This window comes from Azonexus sp. (assembly GCF_030824335.1).
In the GTDB taxonomy this organism is placed as follows: domain Bacteria; phylum Pseudomonadota; class Gammaproteobacteria; order Burkholderiales; family Rhodocyclaceae; genus Azonexus.
Map to the genome: position 1 here is coordinate 50,742 of NZ_JAVBXX010000010.1, position 12,423 is coordinate 63,164.

Below are 12,423 nucleotides of genomic sequence, written 5' to 3' on the forward strand. Positions count from 1 at the left end.
GTCAGCCCTCCTCCGTCAGTTTGTTCTGCTCGGTCATCGCTGAAATCGGCGCCTTGTCGTACTTGCGTTCGCCAATCGGCACAGCAAAGCCCTGGCGCTTTTTCAGGATGACGCCGACCGGACAAACCTGCGCTGCCTTGTCGTCGAGTGTGAAGTCGGTATCGGTCAGACGCCCGGATTTCGCATTGACGATCAGATGCGTCTTGATGCCGCGTCCCGACAGGGCAAAGACATTCTTGCCATCGACATCGCGGCTGGCGCGCACGCACAGGGAACACAGGATGCAACGGTTGAAGTCGAGCAAAACCTCGGGGTGCGACGCGTCGACCGCACGATTCGGGAAAAAATGGTCGTAATGCGGACTCATCATGCCCAAGTGGTAGGCCGTTGCCTGCAATTGGCAATTACCGCTCTTTTCGCACGACGGGCAGAAATGGTTGCCTTCGACGAACAGCATTTGGGTCAGCGCCCGACGTTCGGCGTTGATTTCCTCGGTATTGCTCTCAACCACCATGCCGGGCACAGCGCGCATCGTGCATGACGCCGTTTGTCGGCCATTGGCCTTCACCGTACATAATTTGCACGAGCCATGCGGCTTGAATTCCGGGTGATAACAAAGATGCGGAATGAACACACCGGCCGCTTCTGCGGCCTGCAGGATGGTTTGCCCGGGTTCAAAGGCAATGCTCTGACCATCCAGGCTGAAAGTCTGGCTCATGCGGCACCTCCGTGTTCGGTACTCAGGTGGGCGGCAGCATCGTCGCGACCGGTCATCTGGCGCGCTTGCGACAACGCCTGATCGAGATCGAAAGCCGGCGTGAAATCCTGCTGCATCATGCGTTTATCGTAGGCCGGACGGAACCGGGCAATCGTGTCGAGCACCGGATTGCAGGCCGTATGGCCAAGGCCACAGTGACTCATGGACTGCAACAATTGGTTCAGCTTCTCGATCTCGGCAAAGTCGTAGGGCGAACCGCAACCCTTGTGCAATTTATCCATCAGGTTTTTCAGCAACGAAGTCCCCACGCGACACGGCGTGCAGAAACCACAGCTTTCATGCTGGAAGAAATGCACGTAATTGCGCGCCACCTCGAACATGTCGCGCGACGTATCGAAAATCGTGAAGGCGCCGGCCGTCGGAATATCTTCGAAGCCGATGATGCGATCGAATTCGGCCGGCGCGATGCAGACACCGGACGGTCCGCTGACCTGCACCGCCTGCGTATCGCTGGCGCCGCAATCTTCCAGCACCTGGCGCACGGTGACGCCGAAGGGATACTCGTAAATACCGGGCCGGGCACAGTCGCCAGAGACCGACAGAATCTTGGTACCGGCCGAATGTTTGGTACCGATGGCGGCGTACCAGTCGCCCCCGTGCAGTGCAATCAGTGCTGCGGCAGCGAAGGTTTCGACGTTGTTGACGATGGTCGGCTGGTCCATATAGCCGTTGGTCACCGGGAAAGGCGGCCGATTGCGCGGCGTACCGCGCTTGCCTTCGAGCGACTCGATCAGCGCCGATTCCTCGCCGCAGACATAGGCGCCGGCACCGAGATGAATTTCGATATCGAAATTGGCACCGGGGATGCCCAGGATGTTCGCCCCCAGCAGGTTTTCTGTCCGCCGGCGCGCCAGCACGGCATTCAGCGCATCGAGTAAATAACGATATTCGCCGCGCAGGTAGATGAAGCCGCGCGTGGCGCCAACGGCATAGGCCGCTACGGTCATGCCTTCGATGACCAGATCGGCCTGACGGGTGAGCAGGACACGATCCTTGAAAGTACCCGGCTCACCTTCATCCGCGTTGCACACGACGATCCGTTGCTGCCCGGCTTTCAGCGGGGCGTTGCGGCAGGCCTCCCACTTCAGCGCCGTCGTAAACCCGGCGCCGCCCCGGCCGCGCAAATTGGCCCGCTTGATTTCGTCGAGCACCGCCGCCGGCCCGCCCAGTCCGGTCGGCAGGCCCTCGCGCCAGGAGCGCATGTTGGAGGCCAGCAAACCTTCGTCCGGAGCCAGTGCCCGCGCGGCACGCAAGGCATCGCCGGGCTTGATGTCGCTGGCGAGCAGGATGTCGGCGCGCTGGATGTTATCTTCGATCAGGAAAAACTCGGCCGGCCAGTCGACCAATGGCGTCTCGCTACGCACCAGTTCGGCAATCCGGTCGATGCGTTCTGCGGTCAACCGCCCGATGGCCAGATTATTCACCAGCAAGGCCGGCCCCTGGTCGCACAAGCCGGTACACGACGTATGATCGACACTGACCAGCCCGTCTTCCGACACCTTGCCCGGCTCAATCCACAGGCTGTTGCACAAGCGCTCCAGCAATGCCTGGTTACCGAGCATGCGGTCGGTGATGTTGTCGGAAAAGAGAATCCGGTAACGCCCGCGCGGCTCAAGATAGAGGAAGGAATAGAAGCCGGCGACACCTTCGATCTTGGTGCGCGGCACCTGCAATAAAGCTTCCAGCAGGTCGATGGCCTCCGGCGAAATCCAGTCCAGCGCCTCCTGCACCTCGCGCAGTATCTGCACCATGCAGGATGAATCGCATCCGTATCTATCGACGACGGCTCGAACAATTTCGTTCAATCTGGCGCTAGCGGTCACATTCGCTCCCAAAAGCAAGAAGTATCTTTGTGCAGACTAGCACCGCTGGGTGAAGTTTTTTTGTCTCAGATCAAATCCGGATACGGATCGCCGTCAACAAAGCGCAACAATTATGTGCAAGAATCATGTTGCAGCACAGCATAAAATCTATCTTTCGATTACGGAAAGCCGCTTACCAGCTTCCCGCAGCGCAGCAAAATCAAAACCAAGGAAAATGGCATGAGCACAACAGAAAACTCCTCACATCTCCCCCTCGCCGGCAAAAAAGGCCTGGTCACCGGCGTTGCCAATGACAAGTCGATTGCCTACGCCGTGGCCAAAGCCATCGTCGCGCTGGGTGGCGAAATCGCCATCACCTACCAGAATGAAAAAACCGCCAAGTACACCCAGCCGCTAGCTGAAGGACTTGGCGCCAAGCTGTTCCTGAAGCTCGACGTCGCCGAAGAAGGCAGCCTGGAAAGCGTCATCGCCCAATGTGGCGAAACCTTTGGCGAACTCGATTTTGCCATTCACTCGATGGCTTTCTGCAACGCCGACGACCTGCACGGGCGCGTCATCGATGCGACCGAGGAAGGCTTCGATGCCGCAATGAACGTCTCCTGCCACAGCTTCCTGCGCATGGCCAAGGCCCTCGAGCCGCTGATGGCCCACGGCGGTTCGCTGATCACCATGTCCTATCTCGGCGCCGAGCGCGTCGTACGCAATTACGGTGTGATGGGCATCATCAAGGCAGCACTTGAGTCGGCCGTCCGCTACATGGCCTACGACCTCGGCCCCAAGGGCATCCGCGTTTTTGCCGTGTCGCCCGGCCCGATCATGACCCGTGCCGCTTCGGGCATTGCCAACTTCAACAACCTGCTCGAGTCCGATGCCCAGAAGGCGCCGCTCGGCCGCACCGTGACCATCGAGGAAGTCGGTGCACTGACCGCCTTCCTGTGTACCTCAGGCTCTTCGGGCATGACTGGCCAGACTGTCTATGTCGATGGCGGTGCGCATATCGTCGCCTAAGCCGAAGGCCGCAAGTCGGGGCAAGCCCGCCCGACTTGCGGTATGCTCGTATGAAAACTGGCGAGCTAGGGAGCAAACATGGACGAGAATCCAGCCTGCATCATCACCGACCCGGTACCCGACCACCCGCTGCTCAACGGCAGACCGGAAATCGGACGGGGTGAGAGCACCATCGTTCTGGAGGCCGACACGGTCGATGGTCAGGAACGCGTGTACAAGGTGCTCTCCTCACCCACTGACTATGCCTATTACACGGCACCGGATCGTCCGACCGGCCGGCACTTCCCGATCGTTTTCGCCGACCATGGCAAAGTGGGCCGCTCCAGCCGCGGATTCCCGTTTTATGTGGTCGAAGTTGAACGGCTTTATCCGCTACCCGGCTCCGGCGATGCCGCCGAGGTAGCGACCAAGATTTCCACCTCGTATTTCGATGCCTGCATGATGTGGCGCAATCTGGCCCAGGACATGGGGCGAATTGCCCTGCATCATCTGGCTGTTACACCGATGGGCTGGGCAGATACCGTGCAGCAGTCGCTGCAGGCGCTGGAAACTTTCTCCGGCGAATACGGCGCCCTGCCCGACCTGATCAAGGCCGATAATCTGATGATGCGCAAGGACGGCACACTGGTTTTTTCGGACCCGGTGTTCATGGAATGAAAAATCCGATAAATCACCTGTCGACCGCAAAATGACCATCAACCGAGTTCTGTTTACCTCCCGCAAGCTGGCTGAATCGCTGAATGGCAATCCTTACATGGCGGTCATTTCGATTACCGACCCAACCACCCCGGAAGCCAATCTCGACCCGCTGTTCCGGCACGTGCTGCGCCTTTCCTTCTTCGATGCCATCCCGGCCGATGAATACCAGCCGATGCTGCCCGGCCTGTTCAATCGTTCGCTGGCCAAAAGCATTGATGATTTTGTCAGTGAAGTGCATGCAGCACCGTTCGAGATGTCGGTCATGGTGCATTGCGAATACGGCGTCAGCCGCTCGGCTGCCGTCGCATTGTTTGTCGAAGCCTTCTCCGGCGCACCGCTGGAAGCGCGCGAGTTCACCTACGAGGCCAATCCCTGGGTACTCGACACGCTGCTTGCCCTGCATCCGGAATTGAGCGTCGAGATTCCCTCACCAGACGGTGTCCGCGACCGGCGGACGGCGATTCGCGCCTGAACACTACCCCTTCTTCACCGGAGCCTGACCATGCGTGAGAAAAGCGAACAGCGATATCTCATCAACAAGACTTATGACGAAATCGCCGTTGGCGATACTGCCAGCCTGACCCGCACGCTGATGCCGGAAGATGTCAAACTTTTTGCCATCCTGACCGGCGACGTCAACCCGGCAACCAACGACCCGAATTACTCGGAAAGCGGCATGTTCCGCGAAGCCATCGCCCACGGCATGTGGAGCGGTTCGCTGATCTCGACCGTGCTGGCCACCCAGTTCCCCGGACCGGGCACGATCCTGATCGACCAGTCGCTGCATTTCGCCCGACCGGTCACCATCGGCGATCGCATCGTCATCACCGTGACCGTCAAGCAGAAGTTCGAACATAACAAGCATGTGATTTTCGACTGCGTCTGCGTCAATCAGGAAGGGCTTCAAGTCGTGCGCGGCACCGCCGAGGTACTGGCGCCGAGCGAAAAAATTTCCCGGCTGCAGGATAGCCACACGCCGGAAATCCACATCGACGACAAGCACGCGCGCTATACCCAGCTGCTTTCCCGGGTCAAAGGCCTCGAACCCATTCCGACCGCGGTCGCCCACCCCTGCGATCAGGAATCACTGCGCGGTCCGATCATGGCGTTCCAGGCCGGCATCATTGAACCCATCCTGGTCGGCCCGGAAAACAAGATCCGCTCGCTGGCCGAAGAATTTGGCATCGACCTGCACGGCGTCCGCATCGTCAATGCGGCACACAGCCATGACTCGGCGGCGATGGCCGTTTCGCTGGTCCGTACCGGCGATGCCGAGGCCTTGATGAAGGGCAGCCTGCACACCGACGAACTGATGGCCGAAGTCGTTGCCCGGGCCAACGGCCTGCGCACCAGCCGGCGCATCAGCCACGTTTTCCTGATGGATGTACCGACCTACCATCGGCCACTGCTGATCACCGACGCGGCGATCAACATCGCACCGACACTGGAAGAAAAAGCCGACATCATCCGCAACGCCATTGATCTGGCGCACATCATCGGCATTCCCGAACCGAAGGTGGCGATCCTGTCCGCCGTCGAGACGGTCAATCCGAAGATCCAGTCCACCCTCGATGCTGCAGCGCTGTGCAAGATGGCCGACCGAGGCCAGATCAAGGGCGGCATCCTCGACGGCCCGCTGGCTTTCGACAATGCCGTTTCGATCATCGCGGCGAAGACCAAGGGGATCAATTCGGCGGTCGCCGGCCATGCTGAAATCCTCGTCGTCCCCGATCTGGAATCCGGCAACATGGTAGCCAAACAACTTGAATATCTGGCCAATGCACTGACTGCCGGCATCGTCCTCGGCACCAAAGTCCCCATCGTGCTGACCAGCCGCGCCGACACGGCCGAAACCCGCACCGCCTCCTGCGTGATCGCCGCTCTGGTCGCTCACGCCAACCGCAAGAACGGAACTGTCTAAACATGAAACAAGGTATTTTGACGATCAACGCTGGATCGTCCTCGATCAAGTTCGCCCTTTTTCCACTCGCCCATCCAATCTCACCGGATGCCGAGGTTTCCGGCCAGATCGACGGGATTGGCACCAACGCCACCCGACTGGTCGCCAAAGACCGGGCTGGCGAGCGCATTGCCGACCAGTTGATCGCTGGGGAAGCGGTCAGCCACGACCAGGCATTTGACGCCCTGCTCCAGTGGTTCCTGGCCAGCCAGCGCAACTGGGAAATCGTCGTCGTCGGCCACCGCGTCGTTCATGGTGGCGACCTGTACTCGCAACCGACCGTGGTCGATGCCCAGGTGCTGGAACACCTGACCGGTTTCATCCCGCTCGCCCCTTTGCATGAACCACATAACGTTGCCGGGATCAAGGCCTTGCAAACCCTGTTGCCCAACGTGCCACAGGTCGCTTGCTTCGACACAGCCTTCCACCGCAGCCAGCCGGATGTGGCCCAGCTTTTTGGCCTGCCGCGCGCGTTGACCGCAGAAGGCATCAAACGCTACGGTTTCCACGGCTTGTCCTATGAATACATCGCCCGCACGCTGCCGCAGCACTCGCACCGTGCCGACGGCCGTGTCATCGTCGCCCACTTGGGCAACGGCGCCAGCATGGCGGCGATGGTCAATCGCAAATGCGTCGGCACGACGCTCGGCTTCTCGACCATCGACGGCCTGATGATGGGCACCCGCTGCGGCAACCTCGACCCCGGCGTGATCCTGCACTTGATGGAAACCAAGGGGCTGACGGTCAAGGACATGACCCGCATCCTGTACAAGGAATCCGGCTTGCTCGGCGTTTCCGGCATCAGCCAGGACATGCGCACCTTGCTCTCCAGCAACAAGCCGGAAGCCCGCGAAGCGGTCGAGCTGTTCTGTTACCGCATTGCCCGCGAGCTCGGCTCGCTGGCCGCTGCGGCTGGCGGTGTCGATGCCGTGGTGTTCACCGGCGGGATCGGCGAGCATGCAGCGGAAGTCCGTCGCCGCGTCTGCCTGCAATCCGAATGGCTGGGCATCCGCCTCAACCCGGAAGCCAACGCCCGCCACGACATCGTGATCAGCGCAGGAAACAGTCCGGTCGACGTACTGGTCATTCCGACCAACGAGGAATGGATGATGGCGCACCACGCACAAACGCTGCTGGCGCTCTAAGCATTTTTCCAACGGCCCCGCCGGCGAAAGTCGGCGGGGCTTTGTCACTTGATGACATAGTGAATTCGCTTGCGCTAGAGTGCGCCATTCCCTTTTGAATCAGGACCGATTGCGCATGGACGATCTCGCCAGGCTGGAAGAACTGCTACTGCAAAAGCAGGGACTGGTAGTCATCAACACCCACGAAGAACAACGCATTCTTTCGCTGCTGGAGCGCTTTGCCCTGCTCAACAGTCGCTATGTGACCACCTGGAGTGTCACAAGTGGGCTCCGCGAAGGCAGTGCGCGCAAACCGGTCTACAACACCGACGAAATTCCTGATGCACTCAGGCACATCCTGAAGTCACCAGAAAATTCGATTTATGTGTTTTTCGATGCACATCACTTCCTCGGCGACCCCATTGTCATTCGCTTGCTGAAAGACCTTCAGACAACGGACTCCGGGCGCATGCTGGTGATGATCGCACCCGAATTCGAATTGCCTATTGATCTGCGGAAGATCGCCATACTTCTGGAACCAAGCTTGCCCGGCAAGGAACGGATTTTTCAGATTCTCAAGGAAGAGGCCGCGAAATGGGCCGACCACTCCGGGCAAAAAGTTTCCGCATCGCGCGAATCGATCAGCTTGCTGATTCAGCATCTCAGCGGCCTGACAGAGAGCGACGTACGCAAGCTGTGCCGGATATCGATCCATGATGATGGTGCGGTAACGGCAGGGGATATCAACAGTGTTCTGCGCCACAAGCACCAGATGATGGAATCCGCGGAACTCCTCACGCTGGAGACGGATGTCCCTGAACTGGAGGAAATTGGCGGTTTGAACCGCCTCAAACAATGGCTCCGCATTCGCCGCGAGGTTTTCATCGATCCGAAAAACTCGCCCGGCCTGCCCCCACCAAAAGGCGTCCTGCTACTTGGCGTTCAGGGGGCCGGCAAGAGTCTGGCCGCAAAATGCGTTGCCGGCTCATGGCGCTTACCCTTGTTCCGCCTCGACTTTGGGCAGCTGTATGGCAAATTTCACGGCGAGAGCGAGGCCAATCTCCGCAACGCACTCAACATTGCGCGGACGATTGCTCCCTGCGTATTGTGGATGGATGAAATCGAGAAAGGACTGGCTACCGATAGCGGCGATGGCGACGGCGGCGTATCACGCCGCATGCTCGCAACCCTGCTGACCTGGATGAACGAGCGCGAAGAACCCGTATTCATCGTCGCGACCGCCAACGACATCGCCTCGCTACCGCCTGAGTTACTGCGCAAGGGACGGTTTGACGAAATTTTCTTTGTCGATCTGCCCGACGATGCAGCTCGCCGCCAGATTTTTTCCATCCATTTGGGCAAACGCGAACTCGAACCAGGTCTTTTTGACCTTGGCCGCCTGGCCGAACTGGCAAGCGATTATTCCGGAGCCGAAATCGAGCAGGCCATCGTCGCGGCAGGCTACGCTGCCCACGCGGATAGACGCCCCTTGACGCAGCCGGATGTCGAAAACGCCATTACCAGCACGCAGCCATTATCGGTGGTCATGGCGGAACAAATTGCAGCCTTGCGCGCTTGGGCCAGTAGCCGGACAGTGCCGGCCAACTGAAAGACGAAATCAACACCCAATGCTGCAAGGATTTTTACCGAAAATAGCAGCGTCGATATATCGCGCGTGCCAGGCAATGAAACACTGATGATGGCGCATCACGCACCGACACCTCCCACCCTCTGAAAAAAATTTTCCCCATCTGGCTCCGCTACCAAAAAGTAGCGGAGCCTTGTTTTTTTAAGGGTTTACAGCCCATGAAAAATCCACATCGGGCACATTCACAAAACACTGCATGTAGTCAACGCCTTCCACCGAACCACTATATATAGTAGATTACCACCCCTTGAATACAGACAGAAACAAGCCAAGAGGAGCCATCAATGAGCAAAGTCGCCGAGCAGCTGTCACTGACCGACATTCCCGCCCCCCCGCAATTCGCACCATTGCCGAAACAGGAAATTTCCGGCGAAGTGCTCATTGAAAAATACGCCAAGGGTAAGGAAACCAACGTTCATGACGTCCGCAAACGGGTGGCTTATGCACTGGCTCAAGTAGAAAAGGAAGCTGATCGCGCTCACTGGGAAGCAAAATTCCTGTGGGCTCAGGAAAACGGTTTCATCCCGGCCGGCCGCATCAACTCCGCCGCCGGCACCGACCTGCAGGCAACGCTGATCAACTGCTTCGTCCAGCCGGTCGGCGACTCCATCGTCGAGAATACCGACGGCAAGCCCGGCATCTACACCGCCCTCGCCCAGGCCGCTGAAACCATGCGCCGCGGCGGTGGCGTCGGCTACGATTTCTCCTCCATCCGGCCGCAAGGCGCCCGCGTCAAGGGTACGCAATCGCGTGCCTCCGGCCCGGTGTCGTACATGCGCGTTTTCGACCGCTCCTGCGAAACCGTCGAATCCGCCGGCGCCCGTCGCGGTGCCCAGATGGGCGTGCTGCGCTGCGACCATCCGGACATCGAAGAATTCATCCATGCCAAGGACAAGGGCGACCTGACCAATTTCAATATTTCCATCGGCGTCACCGACGCTTTCATGGAAGCTGTCGATGCCGATGGCGATGTCGAACTGGCGCACCGCGCCGAACCGAATAGCGAGATGCGCGATGCCGGCGCCTACCAGCGCGACGACGGTATCTGGGTTTACCGCAAAGTACGCGCTCGTGATCTGTGGGATCAGGTCATGAAGTCCACCTATGACCACGCAGAACCCGGCATCCTATTCCTTGACCGGATGAACAAGGACAACAACCTCAATTACTGCGAAGTTATCGAGGCAACCAACCCGTGCGCCGAACAGCCCTTGCCACCCTACGGATGCTGCTGCCTGGGTTCGATCAATCTGACTTTGTTCGTGAGCGATGCCTTCTCCGACAAGGCAGAATTCAACTTTGACGAGTTTGCCGAAGTTTGCCGCATCTCCACCCGCATGCTCGACAACGTGCTCGACGCCACCCACTGGCCGCTCGAACGCCAGCAGCAGGAAGCCGCCAACAAGCGCCGCGTCGGCCTCGGCTTCACCGGCCTCGGGGATGCGCTGGCCATGCTGCGCCTGCGCTACGACAAGGCCGAAGCCCGCGCCATGGCCGCCCGCATCAGCGAATTCATGCGCGATACCGCCTACCTGTACTCGGTCGACATGGCCAAGGAACGCGGCGCCTTCCCGCTGTTCAACGCCGAACTGTATCTCTCCGGCGGCAATTTCGCCTCGCGTCTGCCCGCTGACGTCAAGGCCGAAATCCGCAAGCACGGCCTGCGCAACTCGCACCTGCTGTCGATCGCGCCGACCGGCACGATCTCGCTGGCCTTCGCCGACAATGCCTCGAACGGCATCGAACCGCCGTTCTCCTGGACCTACAACCGCAAGAAGCGGATGCAGGACGGCACGATCAAGGAATATTCGGTCGAGGACTACGCCTGGCGCCTGTACAAGCATCAGGGCGGCGATGTCAGCAAGCTGCCGGACTACTTCGTCACCGCCCTGGAAATCTCGGCCAAAGCCCACGCCGACATGGTCGCTGCCGTTGCCCCCTTCGTCGACACCTCGATCTCGAAGACGGTCAACGTCCCCGGCGACTATCCGTATGAAGACTTCCAGGATCTCTACATGCAAGCCTGGAAGGCCGGCCTGAAAGGTCTGGCCACCTACCGCCCGAACAGCGTGCTGGGCTCCGTGCTCTCGGTCACCTCGAACGAACCGGCCAAGGAAACCGCCGACGACGCCAAGTCGCCGCAGGATTTCGTCACCGATGCCAACCGCCGCCTGTCGATCAAGAACCTGCCGGCGCCGGTGCTCTCCAGCCTGCGCTGGCCGGGCCGTCCGAACCTGCCGGAAGGCAACCTGTGCTGGACCTACATGGTCGACTCGCCGATCGGCAAGTTCGCGCTGTTCGTCGGCCACGTCGAGCAGGAAGGCCATGCCTGGCCGTTCGAAGTCTGGGCCAACGGCCCGGCCGAACCGCGCGGCCTTGGCGCCGTTGCCAAGACGCTGTCGATGGACATGCGCGCCAACGACCACGCCTGGCTGGAAATGAAGCTCGAAGCCCTGTCCAAGACCCCGGGCGATGCCTTCGAAATGCACATGCCGCCGCATGGCGAAAAGAAGCGCATGCCATCCGTCGTCTCGGCCATGGCCCAGGTCATCAGCTGGCGCGTCGAACAGCTCGGCGCCCTCTCGCACGACGGCCCGACCCCGGTCAAGGACGCCCTGTTCAGCACCAAGGAGCCGAAGACCGGCACCGACGGCACGCTGTCCTGGACGGTGGACATCAACAACGCCTCGACCGGCGAAGACTTCGTCCTCGGCCTGAAGGAAATCACGCTGCCCGACGGCGTCACCCGCCCCTACTCGATGTGGCTCGCCGGCAACTACCCGCGTGCCCTCGACGGCCTGTGCAAGCTGCTTTCCCTCGACATGCGCGTCGTCGATCCGGCCTGGATCGGCATGAAGTTGCGCAAGCTGCTCGACTACTCCGAGCCGTTCGGCGACTTCATGGCCTTCGTCCCGGGTTCGCGCAAGCAGCAGACCTACCCGTCGACGGTCGCCTACATCGCCCAGCTGATCATCCACCGCTACGCCATGCTCGGCATCCTCGACGAAGCCGGCTTCCCGCTGCAGCAGATGGGCATCCTCGAAGCGCCGGAAGATACCACCAGCAACAAGGTGCTGCCGACCCAAGGTAAGTTATGCCCGGAATGCGGCAACCATACGATGATTCGCAAGGATGGTTGCGACTTCTGCACCGCCTGCGGCGCCGTGGGAACCTGCGGCTGATCCCGACTAAGCCACCAAGCCCAAACTGATCGGCGCAAATAGCCGATACAAGCCCGCCAACTGAACGGTTGGCGGGCTTTCATTTATGCTAAAAGCCAAGACTGGAAAACATCACACTCTGGCTTGTGGAGCCCGCATCAGCCCAAGAAGCTTGGTTCTCAATGCTGGTAAGACCACCTCATTCTGCTAGAATGCTGGATA

At 59.9% G+C, this 12,423-nt stretch carries 9 protein-coding genes; 7 read left to right on the forward strand and 2 right to left on the reverse strand.

What is annotated here, in order from left to right; translation table 11 throughout:
• Position 1: 1 nt before the first annotated feature.
• Positions 2-718 carry a 2Fe-2S iron-sulfur cluster-binding protein gene (locus tag RCI20_RS06655; protein ID WP_306603792.1) on the reverse strand — a complete coding sequence of 239 codons (717 nt, stop codon included), beginning with the start codon at positions 716-718 and terminating at the stop codon, positions 2-4.
• Positions 715-2,583 (reverse strand): NAD(P)H-dependent oxidoreductase subunit E, encoded by a 1,869-nt coding sequence (locus tag RCI20_RS06660; protein ID WP_306604016.1) that lies wholly within the window; start codon positions 2,581-2,583, stop codon positions 715-717. Before RCI20_RS06660 ends, RCI20_RS06655 begins: the two co-directional genes overlap by 4 nt.
• A 237-nt stretch (positions 2,584-2,820) precedes the next feature.
• Here RCI20_RS06660 and fabI point away from each other — a divergent pair, with 237 nt between their 5' ends.
• The 7 genes from fabI to RCI20_RS06695 all read left to right on the forward strand — a co-directional run bounded on the left by fabI (position 2,821) and on the right by RCI20_RS06695 (position 12,222).
• Positions 2,821-3,609 (forward strand): enoyl-ACP reductase FabI, encoded by a 789-nt coding sequence (gene fabI / locus RCI20_RS06665; protein ID WP_306603793.1) that lies wholly within the window; start codon positions 2,821-2,823, stop codon positions 3,607-3,609.
• Positions 3,610-3,687: 78 nt separating this feature from the next.
• Positions 3,688-4,266, forward strand: coding sequence for a hypothetical protein (locus RCI20_RS06670; protein ID WP_306603794.1), 579 nt, complete (start codon positions 3,688-3,690; stop codon positions 4,264-4,266).
• Positions 4,267-4,297: 31 nt separating this feature from the next.
• Entirely contained in the window at positions 4,298-4,780 is a 483-nt protein-coding gene (locus RCI20_RS06675; protein WP_306603795.1) for a hypothetical protein, read from the forward strand.
• Positions 4,781-4,810: 30 nt separating this feature from the next.
• The gene (locus RCI20_RS06680) at positions 4,811-6,229 is read left to right on the forward strand and encodes a bifunctional enoyl-CoA hydratase/phosphate acetyltransferase (protein WP_306603796.1); all 1,419 of its coding nucleotides are present in this window, start codon (positions 4,811-4,813) and stop codon (positions 6,227-6,229) included.
• 2 nt (positions 6,230-6,231) lie between these two features.
• Complete coding sequence (locus tag RCI20_RS06685; protein ID WP_306603797.1) at positions 6,232-7,413, forward strand: acetate/propionate family kinase; 1,182 nt, start codon at positions 6,232-6,234, stop codon at positions 7,411-7,413.
• Between the two features lie 115 nt (positions 7,414-7,528).
• Positions 7,529-9,001 carry an AAA family ATPase gene (locus RCI20_RS06690; RefSeq protein ID WP_306603798.1) on the forward strand — a complete coding sequence of 491 codons (1,473 nt, stop codon included), beginning with the start codon at positions 7,529-7,531 and terminating at the stop codon, positions 8,999-9,001.
• Between the two features lie 323 nt (positions 9,002-9,324).
• A complete protein-coding gene (locus RCI20_RS06695; RefSeq protein WP_306603799.1) occupies positions 9,325-12,222 on the forward strand; it encodes an adenosylcobalamin-dependent ribonucleoside-diphosphate reductase in 2,898 nt (965 codons plus the stop codon).
• The last annotated feature ends 201 nt before the right edge of the window (positions 12,223-12,423 follow it).